The following is an 18590-nucleotide window of genomic DNA, read 5'->3' as shown; positions in this document are numbered from 1 at the left end:
GTCTATCTGATAAATTGATGTCATCACTTGGATTAGTAGGAACAAATTCCACTTATTTATCGCCCCACCGGCCGTCAATCTGTGGTTTGATCTCGATATCGCTCATTTCTAAGGCACAAGTGGCCACCGCCGCCGTTAGTTTGGCCGTGAATTCAGCGGTCTTGTAGGGGGAATCAACGGACCAGGTTTTAAAGTTCGGCGTGCGATTGATTCGGCCGAGTGCGGCGATTGCTGGCACTTCCTTCGTGTCGACTGCCGGGGCCGACTTCTTCACGTTGACGTTGTAGCCATAGTGCCCACTATGATAGAGTGCTTGCATGGCATCACCAAAAAGTCCCATCTTACTCACTTACTTTCCGTTTTATTAGTCCAATTTTAGCATAAGTTCTAAGGCGCTTTCATTGCGCATGCTAATTATCCACAAAAATAAGTCAAAATATCGGAAAACCATCATAAATATCCGCTATAATTGAGGATAAATTATGATGGGCTAGTTGGGATTTTCCGGTCATCGCCACCCTGCTAGCTGTGATTGAATCCTCTGGAGGCGTATATCATTGAAAAATACGATTTTAATTGTTGAAGATGAGGACAGCCTATCAGGTTACCTCACTAAGGAACTTCAATTCGAAGATTTTAACGTCCTGGTCGCCGCTGACGGTTTGGCCGCTATGGACACCTATCAGGCTCACCAAAACGAGCTCTTACTCATCCTATTAGATTGGATGCTGCCCAAGCTGGATGGTATGGAAGTCCTGCGACGCATTCGCAAACACGACCAAGTCCCCGTCATCATCATGACTGCCCGTGATTATGTTGGCGATAAGGTCGCTGGTTTAGATAACGGTGCCGACGACTACATTACGAAGCCGTTTGAAATTGAAGAATTACTGGCACGGATACGGGTCATTCAGCGGCGGGCTGAGAATCAAGTCGAGCCTAACCAGGTCTATCAGCTTGACGATATCCAACTAGATACCAAGGCCCACCGCGTCACGAACGCTGGGGAAGAAGTCACTCTGACGCATCGTGAATATGATTTACTACAATTCTTCCTCGCGCACCCGGACGAAGTCTTTACCCGTGATGACCTACTCGACCAGGTCTGGGGCGCAGATTTTCTCGGCCAACAGAATGTCGTGGACGTTTACGTCGGTTATTTGCGCAATAAAATTACCACACCCGATGCGGCACCATTGATTCAAACGGTGCGTGGCGTCGGCTATAAGCTAAGGGAGTCGATCACCAATGCCCAAAACTAAGGACACGCCAACGTACGAACAACTGATCAATCAAGCGATTCGCCGATTGATGCTGACCATCACACTACTCGTCAGTCTGATTACCTTGATCATGGTCGGCGCCCAACAAACGCTCAATACGACCCGTGAAGCCCGTGATTTGATGACCAGCCTCAATCAAGCCAACATCAAGGACGTGCCGAGCTTTGTTCAGTGGAACAATACGACGACGCGCAATACCAAGCAGCCCGCATTCATCCGGGTGACGACGAAAAAAGCCACCTGGACGACGGCAACCAAGACTAAGCGGACAATTATTACGACCCCGTCTTCCAAAGCGTTCTTCGCCAAGCACCAGACGAAATTAGTCGGGCCACTGGTCTATGTTCAGGACTTCGGTTTCTTCTTATCTTATCAACAAAAGGACGGCCATAACACGTACCAGCTGTGGGTCAGTTTGCGGCGACTCTTCAACAGTCTCTTCATCTTGATTCTACTCATGATTGCCGCACTCGCGCTTGGAACCTGGTGGGCACATCGGCTCGCTGGTCGTCTGAGTGAACCGACCATCAAGCTCCTGCACGAGACGCGCTACACGTCCAATAATCCTGACAGTGACCAGCCGACCTTGGATGTGCCAGCCAGCCCTCGAGAAATCAATGATTTAGGGCGTGCGTTCAATGAACTGCTCGTGACGCAAAACCAGCGGCTGCAACACGAGCGCCAATTTATCTCCGACGCTTCTCATGAACTGCGGACACCAATTGCGGCGATTCGTGGCAATCTCAGTCTGATTCGTCGGCGTGGTGACGCCCATCCGGAAGTTATGCCCGAGTCATTGCAATTTATCGATGAGGAATCATTGCGGATGCAGCATTTGATTGAGAATTTACTCCACTTATCACGTGCGGATCGCGCCAAGCTCACCTTGACTGACCAAGACTTATCGACACTACTACTGAGTCTGGCCGAACACTACCAGCCGTCCATTGACCAACCACTCGACCTTGAAATCGATGCTGGGATTCACGTTCAGGGTAATGCCGAGATGCTACAACAAATCGTGGTGGCGCTCTTGGATAACGCCCACAAGTATTCTCCGCATGACCAGCCAATCACGCTGCGGTTGCACCAAACGGACACCGCTATTGAACTGGCAGTCGCCGACCACGGTGATGGCATTCCGGACGACCAAAAACAGGCCGTTTTCCAGCGCTTCTATCGCGTCGACCAATCCCATTCGCAGGCCGTCGAAGGTAGTGGCCTAGGCCTAGCCATCGTCCAACAATTAGTCACATTGAACCAAGCAACGATCAAAATCAGCGATAATCACCCAACTGGCAGTATTTTTACCATCAGTTGGCCCGTCGCGAAATAAGTCTTCTCAACTAGTTTTAGGGTTATTTCAGCCTGAAAACTAGTTTTTTTATGTCGTCAAAAGGCCGTCACGATGCGGGATTGGTCGAATCTAAGTGCTAATCTAAGAATTTCTTAGATAAAGTTTATGGTAAGTCGATAGTTACAGCCGCACTTTGCCGGTAAACTATAGTCATTCAATAAATAAAACAACCGATGCTTAAACATCAATTCATTAATTAAAAACGATTAAGCCAACCGATTAAGGAGAAATCAAATATGTTATTAGATACCGACCCTAAAATTAAAAATATCACCGCCGTACAACTGGTCAAGGTGACTTATCCGTTGGTCATTGCTAAGACTGAAGACGGTGAATTCGTCAAAGTTAAACTGAGCGACGACCAATTACAAGATCCCTTATTCTGGGATACGTTAAAGAACATTCGCAAGTCGCAGCTCTGGGTGCCGCTTGGCCGCCACTTCCATCAGTTACTTTCCAACGACTGGTTAATGCCAGCTGCTCAGTAAACCGTCCGTCTCACAACCACGATTATCACTTAAAAGGAGTTCGATCATCATGAAAAACACATTCAAAAAATTAACGTTAACCTTAATGGCCGCCGGAACACTTTTTGCCACTTCAGTTTCCGCTTCCGCTGATACCACCGCTACTAGTCATTCTGAAACGACTTCCACGACCCTCGTCAACAAAGTCACCCGCGATACGGACCTCGCCACTGGTGGGTCAACGACGCAACCTAAGCACGTTTTAACGCCCAAGCCAACGCGGCTAGTGGTCAAAGCATCCACCCAGAACCAGGTGTTAGCCACGATTGATGCTAGCAGCCAAAGCATTACCAAGATGAAATACCTGACCAACGCCCACTAACCGGCCTCGTTTCAAAGCGTCCACCCCGTCCCTAGCAACCCGCTCAAGAAAAGTGTGCATCACAATAACTCATGTAAGGAGGCCTCGCGATGAGTCAATTGACTAAGGCAATCACCCGCCAACTACAACGTCAATACGCCGAGCCCGTCTTCAAAGCTAGTAATGGTACCTGGTATACCGGGGCCGACATCTTGGAAGACTTAGTGTTGTGTGAAACCAGCCTACAACAACAAAATGTCCACGCGGGCCAAGCAATCCTGCTGAGTCCGATGCAAGCAATGACGATTCCGAGCTTACTCCTGGCGAGTTGGCAATTGGGACTGACGGTCACCCTGACACCGCCGAGTCCCCGCCTCCCCGAACTCGCCCCGCAAGTCTACGCGGCAATGGTCTATTCACCGACCCAGACGAACCAACTGGCGACCAAGCTTGACCCTAGCGAAATCAGCGTGCTGACCTTGATTTTAAATACCGCCCCCAACTTCGCCTACTTGGTCCACGACCACGCCCAGCCACTCGCTCGCCACAGTCAGCCGGACTTGATTCTCCCAGCCAGTCAGCTGCAATTCACCCAGTCCCAATTGCTCAAGCTAGCTGAACACGGCCACCCCCGCGAGCAAGTCGCTGATTTGTACGATTTTGAAACCGGGCTACTCCCTTGCCTGACCGACCTCATCACCGCGACTCCCATCACGATGCAGGCAACTAAAAACGCGTTTCTACCAAATTAAAGGCAGAAACGCGTTTTTAGTCGGTATCATTGATCCACGCAGGTGCTGACTTAATCAGCTGGCCTGGTGTTACTTAACGATTCCCAAAGTTTGTAAAATCAGATAAATGTTCAAAATAATTAAGATGACGGTCACGACCCACGCGGTCCACTTGACCCACGCACGGTTGGTGAAATTCCCCATCAATTGGCGATTGCTGGTAAACATCACTAGCGGAATCATCGCGAATGGTAAGGCGATACTCAGGAACACTTGTGACATCGTCAGCAAATCTTCAATCTTCGCTTCATTACCATGGTAGTAAATCGCGAAGGCCAGCACTGGTGTCACGGAGATCAACCGGGTCAATAACCGTTGGGCCCAGAGTGGCATCTTCAAACGGATGAACCCTTCCATGATGATTTGCCCAGATAACGTCCCGGTAATCGTGGAACTTTGCCCAGATGACAGTAACGCGATGGCAAACAACATGCTGAGTAGCGGACTGGCAATCGAACCGACGACCTTACTATCGCCCAGTGCGTTGTATAAATCAACGAACCGGCCAAGGTCACCATTCGTACCGAAGAACAGTGCCGCACCCAAAATCAGGAGCAAACTGTTCACAACGAACGCAACTGACAATTGGATATTCGAATCAATCGTCGTAAACTTAACGGCTTTCGCCACTTCTTTTTCATCACTACGGTCAACTTGCCGCGTTTGTGAAATCGATGAGCCCAAGTATAAGTTATGCGGCATCACCGTTGCCCCAACGATCCCCAATGCTAAGAAGAGCATCGACCGGTCGCTGACGATCCGGCTGGTTGGGACGTAGCCCTTGAACATTTCTGGAATGTTGGGCTGTGAGATAATTACTTCGTACAAGAAGACGAACAGAATCACGGCAACCAAGGTCGCCACGATGGCTTCGATCTTCCGGAACCCTAACTTCATTAATAGCAGTAAAATCAAGACGTCGGCGGTCGTAATCAGAATACCGACGATCAGTGGAAATCCGAATAATAGCTTCAAAGCAATCCCAGAACCAATGATTTCAGCAACATCGGTCGCCATAATCGCGAGTTCTGTGACGATCCACAGAAAGATTCCCATTCCTTTTGACGTTCGTTCCCGTGTCAGTTGCGCTAAATCTTTACCGGTCACGATCCCCAACCGGGCCGCCATGGCTTGTAGCAACATGGCAATTAGACTTGATAACAGAATGACTGAAAGTAACGCGTATTTATATTGTGACCCACCGGCAATTGACGTGATCCAGTTCCCTGGGTCCATGTAACCAACTGCAACTAGCGCGCCCGGTCCAGTGTAGGCAATTAAGGTTCGCCAGAAATTGGCATCCTTAGGGACCCGGACACTCCCATTGACTTCGTCCAAGCTCTTACTATCGGCACCCGTTGAATGAATCGCCTTTTCTTCGGCGGTCTTCATCTTGGCGTGATCCTTCGTTTTTGCTGATTTCATTATGAAACCCTCTCTTCTATTGGTTTAGAATTCAGGTTGTGGACTACTATGTGATCCTCAACAGTGCGGCCCTTAATTGAGCACTCACTTTAATTCCACTTGGTAGTATAGCACCATTAACCTATTAGTCAACTATTATTAATTATTAATTTGGCATCCCTAAAGCTTGCTACGACGCGGTGTTATCACTTTGTAAGGGGATACGCCGTGGGCTCAAACCGTTAACTAAGAAATCGCTGAGATAATGCACCACCTGTTGGTCACTCAAAGTGGCGGCTTGCGGATACAGGACTTGCTCGACCAAGTACCCGCCAATCGTTGAAAAGACCAATTGTAAAATCATGTGATTGGGCCATTCAACGAGCTCACCAGTTGCTTTCAGCCGCTCCATGGCTTCAGTGGCCTGTGTTAAGATTGCCGGTGAGACCATTCCTAACACGGCAGCACGGTCCTCTGCGTTATTGAAGAACTGCGACAAAATCACCGCCAAGGACGCCCGGTTACGCGTCACAAACTTGACTCGGTCGCGAACCAGCGCCACAATAAAGGCTTCTAGCGTCTGATTGGGACTGTCCAACACCGCTTGGTCTAACGTATTCAACATCGTGGGCAAAATATTCTTCACGATTGGCTGCATGATTGCATCTAAAATACCGTTTTTATTAACAAAATTATGAAAAATCGTACCTTCCGCAACGCCTGCCCGTTCGGCAATCTCGCGGGTTCCAACTTCCTCATAGCCTTTTTCTGCAAATAAATCGAGGGCCGCGGCTAGAATCTGCCGCTGGGTCCGGGTAATCCGACCATCCTTGCCCAAAGAGGCCGCATAGTAGGCTTGAATGGTTTCAATTTCACTCATGGTCATAAGCTCCTTTTTTGCAGTGACTGCTCATTTTTGGCACTTATATCATAACTGATTCGGTTACCCGAAACAACCTTCAAGTTAAAAGTTACATGATACCTTCCCATAATCTTGTTAATTGCTTTTATTAACGAATCTATTTATAATCGTAGTAATCAATTAAGTTACAGGAAGTGATTTCATGCGTGTTTCAACCCGGTTTAGCGACTCGATCCACCTATTGGCCTACATTAAAATTTACGCGGACACTCGCTTAACGAGTGACGCCATCGCCGCAAGTATCGAAACAAGTCCGGTCGTCGTACGCCGTCTGATGAGCAAGCTCCGCCAAGCTGGCCTGCTTACAACGACTCCCGGCACCGCCCAACCCGCGCTAGCTAAGCCACTGAGCCAAATCTCACTACTCAGTATTTTCTACGCCATCGAAGGCGACAAGCCACTGCTTGCTGTCGACCCCAAGACCAATCCCGACTGCATCGTCGGTGGCAATATTCAAACCGTCCTGAAGCAATATTATCAGGAAGCACAAACTGCCGCCGAAGCACGCCTAGCCAAGACGAACTTGCAAGACGTCGTAGATAATATCCTGGTCGAACAGGCCAAGAAGGATGCGCGCCAGTAAGTTGGCGTGACTTGGCATGGTGACGTATGGTTGATTGTAGTCAGTAAAAAGGACCATCCGTGTTGTGGATGGTCCTTTGCTTATTTTATGGCTCATGATAATTTAACTAGCACACTGTGTATCGTAATATAAAAAATAAAACGTTAGCACGGATTTCACACCATGCTAACGCTTTATTTGCTTTTCCCTTACAGACCCAAACGATCAAATTGGATAACCGAATCAGGAATGGACCGTATTTCAATTTCGATAGGTTCGTCTTTGGAAATCAGTAAGGATGCGGCGCCAGACTGGGAGTTTGAGACATAGGAAACATCAAAAACAACCCCTAGTCCGCCAAGTTGGTTTAATAAGTCAAATGCTGTTGTGACTCGATACGCTAACAGGTGCATAAAATTATCTTCATCGTCAGAATTATCAACGATTGACCAGAAGCTATCGAAGCCATTAACACCTATTTTTAAAAAATGTGCGAGAACTGCTTGATTTTCATTCATTAAAAGGACGCCCTTGGATGATAGATTGTGTTCACACGGCCGATAACCGCTGTTAATATTAACATAACTCGTTTGAGTTTGAACGTTGTGTTACCTCTGAACATTAAAATGAAGCTCACTGATTAATAAAAAGTGCCCAATTATCAGACGGTTTCGTCCAACAATTAGCGCACTTAAAATTTTTAAATATTAACCCTACTTCGGCTGTTCATCATCCCCGTAGTATTCCGGCCGAGCAGCCTGAATGGGGTGTGCTTGTAGCCAGGTGATAATTTGCTGGCTTAAATCATCCGTCATTGGTGCAGCGGCCGCAATCTGTGCCTTAGTAATCTGGTTGACATGAATTCCAGCAGTAATCGTGCAACTTCCCGGCAACGACGACTGCAGGCGCTTCGCCATTCGATCCGAAATGAAGTTATCCTTGTGAAAACGGCCATCGTGACTAGGAAATTTGACGGTTTGGGCCGGCGTCGTTGCCGTAATAGTGGGCACATCACCGATATGCGGATTGGTGCCGCCCGTAACGACAATCAACAGGTCATATCCGATAACCTGAACGGTAGCTTGCATCTGATAACCTGCTTGTTCAATCGTAAAAGTGGGCATGGCTAGTCTCCTTCCCAACGGCGATCCGTTTCATTATGAATATGGAAGGCATCTAAGATTTTCATCGTCTGATGGTTAACCAAGTCTTGAATCGTGGTCGGGTGGTTATAAAAGGCCGGAATCGGTGGAATGATTTGTGCACCCAACTTGGCTAATTTCGTCAGGTTTTCCAAATGAATCACACTTAAGGGTGTTTCACGTGGAACAATGACGAGTTTACGTTGCTCCTTGATCGTCACATCGGCTGCACGTGAAATCAAATTATCGCCAAAGCCGTAAGCAATTCCGGCAACGGTCTTCATGCTGGCTGGAACGATCACCATACCGTCATTTAAAAATGAGCCACTCGCGATTGCCGCCCCCTGGTCGTTAGCACGGTAAGTCGCATCCGCCAATGCCGTCAATTGTGCAGGTGAGTAATCCGTCTCGAGCTCCAAGTTCTTCTTCGCCCAAGCACTCATAACTAGATGCACTTCAACATCAGGGAGTTGGTGTAACTTCTCTAATAAATCAACGGCATAAATCGTTCCTGACGCCCCTGTAATTCCGACAACAATTCGCTTCATCCTGACACCCTCATTTCAATTATTTTATTAATCCTGCTTATTAATCCTCACCCTTATCATAACTTGTCCCAGAGCCGTGAACAAATCGTGTTTCGACTGGTTAATATTCTATTTTCGAATATTAACGTTTACTGGGCCACATCCGCCAAACAGTTAGTGCGCGGTTCCCGGCATTATATTATAATAAACATGTTAATTATTTGGATATAAATTATTCATTGAAGCTGAAATTACAGCTTCGACGGGGGGACCTCATATTGAAGCATTTTAAATTACTCATGTTGGGATTCGGACTAGTTTTGACGCTAGTTTTAGTCGTACAACCAGCACAGGCTAGCCGCACTTATCATCGGACACCAACAACAGCCATCAGACACCAGACCTACTATACAACTAATAGTACGTCGCATACTTTTAGAGCTAATGATAACTATAATCGGTGGACGTTCAGAGCGAACCATAACTTGAAGAATTACCGTAATACGGCTTGGACCGCAACGCAGAAGACCTACATTACGAAGGACGGCAAACGGTGCCTTTATTATTGGGTGCACAATGGTGCTAACGGGGCTTCCGGATGGATTTGGCACGGCTTTCTCAAGCCAATTAAAAATTCACAAGCTGCGATGGTCTCGCAATTAAACGTCGCACGTAACGCCCGCCAAATCGTCACGGTCGTCCAATCAGGCAAATCAACGGCCACGCTCCGCTTATGGGAAAAGAATCGTGGCTTATCTTGGCGTAATACACTGACTGCCAGCAGTCGGATTGGTGGCAGTGGTATTGGCTATTCACGCGAAGGCAGTAGTCGTACGCCTATCGGGACTTATCATCTGAGCTTTGCTTTCGGTAAAGCAGCCCATGTTCGGACGAACGGCATCGGTTACCGGCAAATCCAGAAAAACAGTTATTGGATTGAAGACTTAAAAGACCGCCAGTATAATACCTGGCAAAATCGCAAGTGGGCGAACAATAAGAATGAACATCTAATTGACTACACCAAAGCGGCACCGCGTAATCAGTATCAGTTGGCAGTCGTCATGGATAATCATGGACAGAATAACGGCTCCGGCTTCTTCATTCACGTTCGTAATCAGTGGGCAACTCAAGGCTGCGTCTCCATCAGTTTAGGAAACATGCAAAAGTTAGTCAGCAAGCTAAGCACACGGGCTTACGTCACTAACGTCCAATATGCAACGCAGCTGTTAAACTACTAAGCTACTGATTCATAAATTAATCACGCTTTACAATCATCTTAATCGAGGTAAATAAAAATGTTGTTGCTGACTGAGCGGTCATCAACAACATTTTTATTCTTACGGATAATCTCTGACTGTGCTGACGCTAATTACAAAGCAACGATTTTCAAGATAGCTTCCTGAAAACCGTTGTTTTTTAGTGTGTATTAGTGTTTGTTAACCATCGAGAAGAACGTCTGATAAACGGTGCTAGCCGTATGCTTACCATCATGCGGGGCAAACTTCTGCTTGAATGCTTGGTACTTCTCACCATAAGTCTGCCAATATTGATCACCTTGGCTGATTTCATCAAACAAGGCCGATGCACTCTCGACTAGTGGCCCCGGCACTTCCTTAGTAAAGTCGAAGTAAACGCCTCGCAAGGTCAAATACTTCTCCAAGTCGTAGCAGAAGAAATAAATTGGCTTGTTAGTATCCAAATAATCAAACATAATCGATGAATAATCGGTAATCAGCATATCGCTCGCAATCATCAGTTCCTGAACACTCGGATAATTAGAAACATTAATAATGTTATGCCTCATCGCTTCTGGAATTTGTAATTTTGAAGCGACCACCACGTGTTCACGCATCAACAAGACATAATCGTCACCCAATTGACGTTCGAATGCATCAAAGTCTAATTGATTATCTAGAACAAAACGGCCATGTGACTTTTCATAATCTCGAAAAGTTGGCGCATACAAAATCACCTTTTTATCCGCTGCAATGTCTAATTGTTTACGAATTTTTTGCCGCGTTTCTTCCACGTCATCCGCAAAAAATAAATCATTCCGCGGATAGCCTTTTTCAATAACGGGGCCCTCATATTGAAATGCCGAACGGAAAGCCTTAGTCGCGTATGGTGACGGCGATACTAAAGCGGTCCACTGGTTCTTAGCATGCGTCACCCGCTTCAGATAACCCGGCTTGCGACCGGAAATAACTTCCTGGTCATGCTGCATTTTCTTCAACGGGGTCCCATGCCAAGTCTGCAGGTAGGCAGTCCCCTTACGCTTCGTCAGATAGGTCGGAAAGTTCTGATTATTAATCCAATACCGACTAGTAGCAAGGTAGCGATAGTAATCGAAGGATAGTCGCCGGACAATCTTCGTATTGGCATTTGCCTGCAGAGGTTGATTGTCTCTCGACACCCAAATGTATTCTAAATCCGGATACAAGTTGACCATTGCTTCATAAATGACCCGCGGCGAATCCTCGTAGCGTTTCCCAACACTACTTTCAAACATGATTCGGTTGGGCTTCACGGCACTGAAATGTGACCAGAACCAGTACAAGAACTTCATCGTTGGAAAATATAACTTACGCGTACGCCGGAAACGTTGCTGAAGCTTCAGATAGAACACATCACTGCGTACTTTTTCTTTGACGGTCTTATCTTGCAACTGGGTCACGGCACTAAAAATCCGGTCACAGGATTGTGTATCCCGATGTGCAATGAAGCGGTCAGCCTTCTGAATATCCTGTGGTCGCATCGCAAAGTCCTGGGCACCATATTGAAATAACTGATCAAAAATCTGATCGAGTGAATCCGTAATCGGCCCTGGTAATTCCTTATCCAAATCAATATGAGAAGTGTATTGACCAATAAAACGTTTTCGGTCAAATTGATAATAAAGTACTGGCCGATGCAAAAAGCTGAAATCAAATGCAACACTAGAATAGTCCGTCAGCATCATCGCACTTTCTTTGATCAACACCTGCACATCTACCTCGCCCTGATGAACAATCGTCACTGGGGCATCTTTAAAGTAATCGACGTAGGCTTGCATGTTGGGATGTAAACAAAACACGATTTCCATCTGGTAGCGTTCCGAAAATTCTTTCAAACGAGCATCAAATAATAACTCACGATAGCGCGCCAAATACTCACTCTTCTCAAAAATTTCGTCGTTAGTGATCCAATCGCGCCACGTTGGAATAATCAGTAACTGGCGTTTGACGGGCAAATCGTTTTTAAACAAGCTATCAAAACGCGCTAAACCCGTCACTGCGACTTCCTTATCATCATAGCCTAAGTCAGATACCGCAATTTGCTTTTCTTTTTGTGAGCTCGTGATAAACAAATCTGTATAGAACCCATTCACGACGGATTTGCCATAGAACGGGGCAATATTCTTCGTTCCAAAGACCCCGTGCTGTAAAAAGATTCGTTTGGCATGAATATTCTGTTCATAAGACTTACTTCGAATGGGATATAGAAAGTCCGGATGATGCGTCCCGCAAATGTACTTAGCTTGAATAACCTTCTCGAAATGTTCGGCTGAACCGAAGTCGATCACATTTCCAAGTGGTTCGACATTCTTGCGCTCAATCGAATCTTTGCGGATGACATAGTACGCTTCAACTTCCGAATGCTGTTCACGCAAATATTTAAAGAATCGAAAACCGTTGTCCTGAGCCTTATACGACCGCTCACCAATAATCCAGATATCGCGGTCCGCAGCCTGCTTAGCAACGGCCCGCCAGTGATGCTGGTGCGCTCTAAAGTACGCATAGGCATCTTGCTGATAAGCGTTGAACGTGAACGACAAATTCAATCCTTTGATTGTAAAATACGGGACCAATGACAGCCACTGTTTCTTGGCTGAATCCTGTAGTGCGAGTTCACCCTTCATCGTATAGTTGGTAATAAAGCGTGGGTTACCAATTCGGAATTTTAACGGCGCATCGGTACCTGCTAAGTGACCGATGAAAAATAAGTCCAAGCTCAATTCGTTGGATTGATCCAACTGTTTGAGGTAGTCACTCAATTCCGCCATGGTCAGTTCAATTTTGTACGCATACCGATAAATGCGTGAATATTTGGTCTCGACCGAATGATATTCGAAGGACCGTTGATACGTCTTTTCACCGCTCCGCTCAACAATTGCCATCCGACAATCAGCCAGTGGGAAAAACAGGGTATCAAAGAAGCCTTCAAATGCGACCCGGTCTTCTTGAACTTTAATCTTCCGAATGACTTTATAGTTCACATAATGTTTCAGACTAAGTTCACGGTCAAGTAGGAATGCTAAGGCGTTCTTTTTCGTCACATATGGTTGTAGATAGTGGCTGTGCTCAGCGTCCCAAAAACGCTCAACATTCGCTAGCTGCCATTCTCGCCGAACTGGAATTCGGAGTGAACGGTCATATTCACGGACTTCACCAGTCGTTTCATCTGTATATGTATACTGGTGCATCATCGTAAATTTAGTTGCCACATCATCAAGCTGTTGGTCATCCACCATTGCGCTCAATGTTTGCGCTAAGTCCAACGTAAACCGGTAGTTAACTGCATCATCTTCAACACTGAGCACTTCTTTATTTAAATAATATGATTGAACATGATTAGTGAGAAGCAATTGTAAGTTCTCAAATTTACTGTTCTGAGAGGTCTCAATCACTAACTTACCAGAACTAATCGCTACCGCCATCTTTTTCAAACAGATTCCCTCCAAAATTCCAGCGCCACTTACCGCTGTGGTGTTGAGCCATGTTTCATTTATAATTTTGTTGTTTATTCAACTAAAACACTATCATTATCTAACGTTCCACAGAAGTCACTGATTTCTTCTCACAACTAACTGCCTCCATCAACGCCACGACCCGTTCACTAGCGGTTCCCTTTTCCCACGTCGTAAATTGCTGACGGAAGGCGGTCATTTTAGTCGCGTATGCCGGATAATTGCCCTGACTTAAGAATTGTTCCAAGGCACTGACGAAATCCAGTTCGTTCGTGACGACTGGACCGGGGACCTTGTCATAGTCAAAGTAAAAGCCGCGAATATCCCCTTGATAATGCGCCAAATCATACGGGTAAAATAACATCGGCCGATTTAAAATCGCATAATCAAACATGACAGAAGAATAATCCGTAATCAATAAATCACTAATTAAATATAAATCATCAATATCTTCATCGACACAGACTTTAACCTGCGCTTCAAAGCCATGGATATTGATTGATTCTGCCACTAAATAGTGCGGCCGGATGATGAGCACATCATCTTTACCCAAAGCGTTAACAACTTTGCTCAAGCTAAAAGGCAAGTTCATTTTATACATACCCTGGCGAATGAAATAATCATCTCGCCAAGTTGGCGCGTACAAAATCACTTTACCTGTCTTGTGACCAATGATTTTTTGCTTAATTGCTGCCAAGGCTTGTGGATTCTTAGCCTGATTCACTAACCGGTCATTGCGCGGATAGCCATAATCCAAAAATTGATTATGAAAATCAAACGCCCGGCGAAAAATATCCTTAGAGAATTGATTAGGTGCAATTAAGTAATCCCACCGCCGACTTTCAGTGGTGAAATTCTGACGATACTGTTCCGTATCCGTTCCCGGCATGGAGACGTTCGGAATATCAATCCCGAGTCGCTTTAACGGCGTCCCGTGCCAAGTCTGAATATAGGTCGTCTTCGAATTCTTGCGCAGCCAATATGGCAAGCGCGCATTTAAGACCCAGAACTCAGCGACCGGCGCCACCCATAGCCATTGCAGGGAAAAACGGGGAATAATCGTCATTTGCGGGTATTGGCGCTTAGCTTCAGCCAATAAACGCTGCTTAACGCCCCAGACTAAATGCCAGTCAGGATGTGCCGCTTGAAGCGCTTGGTAGACGTACAACGGATTATCCGTTGGTACCTTACCATTAAATGCTTCAAATAGCACGACATGTTTTCGCACTGGGCACAGGATCGCAATCAAATTGAATAATTTGCGATAAACAAGGCTGATTATATTTTTTACTGCCATTTATTAACTTCTCCGTTCAAGCCTAATCCTTTTTGAAGTTCAAATCCTTTTTAATCTTAGTCGTTGAGATTTCTGGCGTCCGTGGTAGGTAGATGACTTCAGCATCCGTTTGTTCACCGACAAAGTCAAACTTACCTGTCCAGTCATCCCCCATTACAAAGCGGTCAATCTGGTATAATTTCACATCGCTGACTTTTTGATCCCATGACTTTTCTGGAATAACTAAATCGACGTAACGAATGGCTTCAAGCAAGGCCTTCCGCTTTTCATATGAGAAGTAAGCTTTTTTCTGTTTGCTTTCCCAGTTGAATTCATCCGTTGACAACGCAACAATCAAATAGTCCCCCAATGATTTTGCCCGCTTCAGCAATTCAATGTGACCATAGTGTAATAAATCAAATGTTCCGTATGTGATAACACGCTTCATAATAAAACTCCTCCTAAAATCGATATCAGTATAGGCATTAACAAAACAATTATATCATGCAATACCAATCATACCGAATATTATACAAATTTTGTTGGTGTCAACTTATGAATTAGACAATTATTGAAAGACTAATTTCATCCAACCTCCATCGTTATCCCATTATATCAACTTAGAATCAATCAGATTAAGAAATTTCTAAAATCATGACCAATAAGTTAGCGGCACTCAAATTATCCCCGCAACTTAAGGATTCATTGCGCCACTCCCCCTATTTTGGCCTATAATTAAGGCAGTGTATCAATGGGAGGAATGTCCATGGCAAAACGTCGTATCACACATGATCCACATCAGTTTGTTAACACCGCCGCTGACCGTCGTCGACTACAGTTAGCCGTTCAACTCGCATTACCCACAAACGCACACGTCTTAGCACGTAATTTTGCGCGGTCTAGTGCCAGCTCATATTGGCTACTTATGTTGACGCAACCGAATCACGCGACGCCGCGTTTTTTGACATTACGTATCGCCGACCACTTGCTCTGGTTAACGAATCATGACCAGCTTGTAATTAGTTGGGAAGCCGGTAATTTTACCGCGGTCCAGCAGACCTTGCATCGCCAATTGACGCCGGAAACGTTGCAGCGCTACAGTTATCAGTTCACGACCACTGATATCATCACGCTCCGACTGATTCTACACCTCGAGCAATATCAATTAATCTGGCTGATTCAGCTGGCGCCGGAAATTGCCAAGGCCTATAAGAACCAGCACCTCGACTTACGCGATGATTTTGGTCAAGCCAAATTACTGTTAGGCAATATGAATAATAGCAGTCTTCAGCTGGTGCCTGTTAAGCAACCAGCATTTCAGAACCGGCTCAGCCAATACTTCGGTCGCAACCTGTTATTTTCACAGTTCACCAGTCACCATTTGTTACGGCTATTGCCGACCAATCAATGGATTCGGCCACTACTCAAAGTCTTGCCACCGACGCCCAATCTCGAGCAACAGCTGTCAACGCTGTACGGCACCGACTTTGTCCGCATCTACGTTGAAGCCATTCGTCAACAGGCCCGGCTACAAGCAATCAGTTCCTAAAAATAAGACCCCCGCTACTTTTGAGCAGGAGTCTTTTGTTGATTCAACCGTCAAACGCTATTTTGCGGTCGCCGAGGTTGCCGGTAACATTTTGTCAGAAAAGCCGAATAAATAAACTAGGATCGTCGCAATCAGGAGGGTGCCATAGTGTGAGATCAAGTAGCCATAGAAGTTAGGGCCAATGCCCACGCCCGGTGTAATGAAGGCTGGGAAACCGATCAAGGAACCCGATAACGCGTAATTATTGACGTGCAACAATCCCGTTAACAGGCCACCTAAGCCGCTGGCGGTGCTGGCGACCACGAACACCCGTTTATACTTCAAATTAACGCCGTAAAGTGCCGGCTCCGTTACCCCGCAAAACGCGGAGATGGCTGCCGCTAACGAGATTTCCTTGAGCGGCTTATTCTTCGACTTCAAGAACACGGCCAGCACCGCACCACCCTGAGCGACCATCGTGATCGATAGAATCGCATTCAGGTAGCTGTGCCCATTCGTCGCAATATCGTTGATGACGACGGGAATGATGCCCCAATGCAGGCCAAAGATAACCATCGTTTGATATAAGCCACCAATAACGAGCCCCGACAAGGCCGGACTAAAGTTGTAAATCGCTAAAATACCACTCGCGAGCCCCTTACTAATCATCGTAATCAGGGGACCAATCACCACTAGAACGATGACTGACAAGATCAACGCTTCAAGAATGGGCACAAAGACACTGCGCAGATAAAGGGGAATCACGCGCTTAAGCCCACGTTCCACAGATACACCGAGCCACGCGGCGACAATCATCGGAAAGACCGACGCCGCATACGACATCAGGTGGGTCGGAACCCCGAAGAACGTGATTTGGGCCGTCGTGGCGTGGCCTGCCGCGGTCATTAAGCTTGGGTAAATCAGAATCGCACCCACGATTGCTAGTACGATCGGGTCAGAACCCAACTTCTTAGCGGCAGTAAAGCCCAACACGACTGGAAGAAAATAGAAGGTCGCATCCGCGACGGCGTTCAGAACCATATAAGTCCCGCTCGTCACGGTCAACACGTGAAACCCAGTCAGGGCCGCCAAAATTCCCTTTAAAATCCCGGACCCAGCCAGAATGCCAATCACCAGAATCATGGCCGCAGTCATCACACCAATCACCTGACTCACGCCATGCCGCAGTCGCGGTAGCCAGCCGGTTGGCACGTCGGTTTCCGTCGGTGCACCAGCTGCCTGGGTCACCGTCGCGGTTGGTGTGCCAGCCGTCGCATCCGCAAATGCAGGCCCTAACTGAGCCATCACGGCATCGTAGACCTCATTAACCGCGGGTCCAATCACCACTTGGTATTGACCACCCGCCTTGGCAACGTCAATCACCCCATCGAGATTGGCAATCACGGCATCCTGCGCACGGTGCTCGTCTTTTAAGTAAAAACGCAAGCGCGTAATACAATGAATCACGCTGATAATGTTGCCCGGGCCGCCGACGTTCGTCACAATTGCCGTGGCGAGTACCGCATATTTTGACGTTGAGTTTGGTTTAGATTTGGCTTTGGATTTGGATCCAGATTCGGATTTGAATCCAGATTCGGATTCAGATTCAAATTCAGATTCAGATTCAGATTCTAGTTTCGCGTCTGATGCTGCCGTTGTCGATGGCACCGCTTGCGTTCCTGGTACCGTCGTGACGGCCAATACCGCGGTTGCCACGGCAGTTTTAGCAGTCACCATTTGGTCCGTCGCAGCGACGATTAAGTCATCCAACACGGTTTGGCCGTTCGTCACCACGACGATGACCGTCGCTAACTTCTGCGCTCGTTGTAGCGCCGCCAGATCCATCTCGGCTAGCACTTCACCCGCTTGGACCGTATCGCCGACCTGCACATGACAAACAAACGGCGCACCATTCAACTCGACCGTATCGATACCCATATGCACCAGCACTTCTAAGCCGCTCGCCGTCACGAGTCCAACTGCATGCTTAGTCGCAGCCACGACCGTCACCCGACCGCTGACTGGCGCAACGACGCGCCCGTCAGTTGGTTGAATCGCAAATCCCGGTCCCATCGTCGCAGTCGCAAAGACCGGGTCTTGCACGTCAGCCAAAGCTAGGACCCGCCCCGCAACCGGCGCCAAGAGTCGTCTTGTTGCTGCCTTCTTCATGATGATTATCCCCCCTCTTAAGATTGTGTCCCGACCTCACTGCTCATTATTGGGTTGACCACTCGCATTATTCAC

18 protein-coding genes are annotated in these 18590 nt (G+C 46.9%); 8 read left to right on the top strand and 10 right to left on the bottom strand.

Annotation, left to right across the window (positions count from 1 at the left end):
- Positions 1 to 52 precede the first annotated feature (52 nt).
- Positions 53 to 340, bottom strand: a complete 288-nt coding sequence (locus KGF70_RS08580) for a hypothetical protein (protein ID WP_216768387.1) — start codon at positions 338 to 340, stop codon at positions 53 to 55.
- A gap of 217 nt (positions 341 to 557) precedes the next feature.
- On the opposite strand from KGF70_RS08580, the gene KGF70_RS08575 reads away from it, so the two are divergent.
- The 5 genes from KGF70_RS08575 to KGF70_RS08555 all read left to right on the top strand — a co-directional run bounded on the left by KGF70_RS08575 (position 558) and on the right by KGF70_RS08555 (position 4220).
- Positions 558 to 1262 carry a response regulator transcription factor gene (locus tag KGF70_RS08575; protein ID WP_050337861.1) on the top strand — a complete coding sequence of 235 codons (705 nt, stop codon included), beginning with the start codon at positions 558 to 560 and terminating at the stop codon, positions 1260 to 1262.
- Positions 1249 to 2619 (top strand): cell wall metabolism sensor histidine kinase WalK, encoded by a 1371-nt coding sequence (locus KGF70_RS08570; protein WP_216768388.1) that lies wholly within the window; start codon positions 1249 to 1251, stop codon positions 2617 to 2619. Before KGF70_RS08575 ends, KGF70_RS08570 begins: the two co-directional genes overlap by 14 nt.
- Before the next feature lie 257 nt (positions 2620 to 2876).
- Complete coding sequence (locus KGF70_RS08565) at positions 2877 to 3128, top strand: hypothetical protein (protein ID WP_050337863.1); 252 nt, start codon at positions 2877 to 2879, stop codon at positions 3126 to 3128.
- A 49-nt stretch (positions 3129 to 3177) separates the two neighbouring features.
- Positions 3178 to 3489 (top strand): hypothetical protein, encoded by a 312-nt coding sequence (locus KGF70_RS08560; protein ID WP_101872708.1) that lies wholly within the window; start codon positions 3178 to 3180, stop codon positions 3487 to 3489.
- An 89-nt stretch (positions 3490 to 3578) separates the two neighbouring features.
- Positions 3579 to 4220, top strand: coding sequence for a hypothetical protein (locus KGF70_RS08555; RefSeq protein ID WP_216768389.1), 642 nt, complete (start codon positions 3579 to 3581; stop codon positions 4218 to 4220).
- A 69-nt stretch (positions 4221 to 4289) separates the two neighbouring features.
- On the opposite strand, the gene KGF70_RS08550 is transcribed toward KGF70_RS08555, so the two are convergent.
- Positions 4290 to 5684, bottom strand: coding sequence for an Nramp family divalent metal transporter (locus KGF70_RS08550; protein ID WP_050337866.1), 1395 nt, complete (start codon positions 5682 to 5684; stop codon positions 4290 to 4292).
- Between the two features lie 169 nt (positions 5685 to 5853).
- On the bottom strand, positions 5854 to 6543 hold the full coding sequence (locus KGF70_RS08545; RefSeq protein ID WP_003637501.1) for a TetR/AcrR family transcriptional regulator: 690 nt from the start codon (positions 6541 to 6543) through the stop codon (positions 5854 to 5856).
- A gap of 184 nt (positions 6544 to 6727) precedes the next feature.
- On the opposite strand from KGF70_RS08545, the gene KGF70_RS08540 reads away from it, so the two are divergent.
- A complete protein-coding gene (locus tag KGF70_RS08540; protein WP_216768390.1) occupies positions 6728 to 7168 on the top strand; it encodes an Rrf2 family transcriptional regulator in 441 nt (146 codons plus the stop codon).
- Between the two features lie 188 nt (positions 7169 to 7356).
- Here the strand turns inward: KGF70_RS08540 and KGF70_RS08535 are convergent, their stop codons facing one another.
- The 3 genes from KGF70_RS08535 to KGF70_RS08525 all read right to left on the bottom strand — a co-directional run bounded on the left by KGF70_RS08535 (position 7357) and on the right by KGF70_RS08525 (position 8837).
- Complete coding sequence (locus KGF70_RS08535) at positions 7357 to 7665, bottom strand: hypothetical protein (protein WP_216768391.1); 309 nt, start codon at positions 7663 to 7665, stop codon at positions 7357 to 7359.
- A 195-nt stretch (positions 7666 to 7860) separates the two neighbouring features.
- The gene (locus KGF70_RS08530; RefSeq protein ID WP_216768392.1) at positions 7861 to 8271 is read right to left on the bottom strand and encodes an amino acid decarboxylase; all 411 of its coding nucleotides are present in this window, start codon (positions 8269 to 8271) and stop codon (positions 7861 to 7863) included.
- Positions 8272 to 8273: 2 nt separating this feature from the next.
- The gene (locus KGF70_RS08525) at positions 8274 to 8837 is read right to left on the bottom strand and encodes a UbiX family flavin prenyltransferase (RefSeq protein WP_216768393.1); all 564 of its coding nucleotides are present in this window, start codon (positions 8835 to 8837) and stop codon (positions 8274 to 8276) included.
- Positions 8838 to 9094: 257 nt separating this feature from the next.
- On the opposite strand from KGF70_RS08525, the gene KGF70_RS08520 reads away from it, so the two are divergent.
- Positions 9095 to 10054: a L,D-transpeptidase family protein gene (locus KGF70_RS08520; protein ID WP_253954798.1), complete on the top strand. Its 960-nt coding sequence runs from the start codon at positions 9095 to 9097 to the stop codon at positions 10052 to 10054.
- 188 nt (positions 10055 to 10242) lie between these two features.
- Here KGF70_RS08520 and KGF70_RS08515 read toward each other — a convergent pair whose 3' ends face one another.
- The 3 genes from KGF70_RS08515 to tagD all read right to left on the bottom strand — a co-directional run bounded on the left by KGF70_RS08515 (position 10243) and on the right by tagD (position 15266).
- Positions 10243 to 13512, bottom strand: a complete 3270-nt coding sequence (locus KGF70_RS08515) for a CDP-glycerol glycerophosphotransferase family protein (protein ID WP_253954801.1) — start codon at positions 13510 to 13512, stop codon at positions 10243 to 10245.
- A gap of 109 nt (positions 13513 to 13621) precedes the next feature.
- Positions 13622 to 14839 carry a CDP-glycerol glycerophosphotransferase family protein gene (locus KGF70_RS08510; protein WP_216768395.1) on the bottom strand — a complete coding sequence of 406 codons (1218 nt, stop codon included), beginning with the start codon at positions 14837 to 14839 and terminating at the stop codon, positions 13622 to 13624.
- 22 nt (positions 14840 to 14861) lie between these two features.
- Positions 14862 to 15266, bottom strand: coding sequence for a glycerol-3-phosphate cytidylyltransferase (tagD, locus tag KGF70_RS08505; RefSeq protein WP_105961291.1), 405 nt, complete (start codon positions 15264 to 15266; stop codon positions 14862 to 14864).
- Between the two features lie 318 nt (positions 15267 to 15584).
- Between tagD and KGF70_RS08500 the strand changes: the two genes are divergently transcribed.
- Complete coding sequence (locus KGF70_RS08500) at positions 15585 to 16367, top strand: hypothetical protein (protein ID WP_216768396.1); 783 nt, start codon at positions 15585 to 15587, stop codon at positions 16365 to 16367.
- Positions 16368 to 16424: 57 nt separating this feature from the next.
- Here the strand turns inward: KGF70_RS08500 and KGF70_RS08495 are convergent, their stop codons facing one another.
- The gene (locus tag KGF70_RS08495; protein WP_216786433.1) at positions 16425 to 18515 is read right to left on the bottom strand and encodes a PTS glucose transporter subunit IIABC; all 2091 of its coding nucleotides are present in this window, start codon (positions 18513 to 18515) and stop codon (positions 16425 to 16427) included.
- Positions 18516 to 18590 lie beyond the last annotated feature (75 nt).

It is taken from the genome of Lactiplantibacillus sp. 7.2.4 (assembly GCF_018991185.1).
Classification (GTDB): Bacteria; Bacillota; Bacilli; order Lactobacillales; family Lactobacillaceae; genus Lactiplantibacillus; species Lactiplantibacillus pentosus.
Note: the sequence above shows the minus strand (reverse complement) of the source record. Positions and strands in the feature narration are given on the sequence as shown.

Coding starts and splice junctions, on each gene's coding strand:
- KGF70_RS08580 (WP_216768387.1), bottom strand. CDS start 340: ATGGGACTTTTTGGTGATGCCATGCAAGCACTCTATCATAGTGGGCAC.
- KGF70_RS08570 (WP_216768388.1), top strand. CDS start 1,249: ATGCCCAAAACTAAGGACACGCCAACGTACGAACAACTGATCAATCAA.
- KGF70_RS08565 (WP_050337863.1), top strand. CDS start 2,877: ATGTTATTAGATACCGACCCTAAAATTAAAAATATCACCGCCGTACAA.
- KGF70_RS08560 (WP_101872708.1), top strand. CDS start 3,178: ATGAAAAACACATTCAAAAAATTAACGTTAACCTTAATGGCCGCCGGA.
- KGF70_RS08555 (WP_216768389.1), top strand. CDS start 3,579: ATGAGTCAATTGACTAAGGCAATCACCCGCCAACTACAACGTCAATAC.
- KGF70_RS08550 (WP_050337866.1), bottom strand. CDS start 5,684: ATGAAATCAGCAAAAACGAAGGATCACGCCAAGATGAAGACCGCCGAA.
- KGF70_RS08545 (WP_003637501.1), bottom strand. CDS start 6,543: ATGAGTGAAATTGAAACCATTCAAGCCTACTATGCGGCCTCTTTGGGC.
- KGF70_RS08540 (WP_216768390.1), top strand. CDS start 6,728: ATGCGTGTTTCAACCCGGTTTAGCGACTCGATCCACCTATTGGCCTAC.
- KGF70_RS08535 (WP_216768391.1), bottom strand. CDS start 7,665: ATGAATGAAAATCAAGCAGTTCTCGCACATTTTTTAAAAATAGGTGTT.
- KGF70_RS08530 (WP_216768392.1), bottom strand. CDS start 8,271: ATGCCCACTTTTACGATTGAACAAGCAGGTTATCAGATGCAAGCTACC.
- KGF70_RS08525 (WP_216768393.1), bottom strand. CDS start 8,837: ATGAAGCGAATTGTTGTCGGAATTACAGGGGCGTCAGGAACGATTTAT.
- KGF70_RS08515 (WP_253954801.1), bottom strand. CDS start 13,512: ATGGCGGTAGCGATTAGTTCTGGTAAGTTAGTGATTGAGACCTCTCAG.
- KGF70_RS08510 (WP_216768395.1), bottom strand. CDS start 14,839: ATGGCAGTAAAAAATATAATCAGCCTTGTTTATCGCAAATTATTCAAT.
- tagD (WP_105961291.1), bottom strand. CDS start 15,266: ATGAAGCGTGTTATCACATACGGAACATTTGATTTATTACACTATGGT.
- KGF70_RS08500 (WP_216768396.1), top strand. CDS start 15,585: ATGGCAAAACGTCGTATCACACATGATCCACATCAGTTTGTTAACACC.
- KGF70_RS08495 (WP_216786433.1), bottom strand. CDS start 18,515: ATGAAGAAGGCAGCAACAAGACGACTCTTGGCGCCGGTTGCGGGGCGG.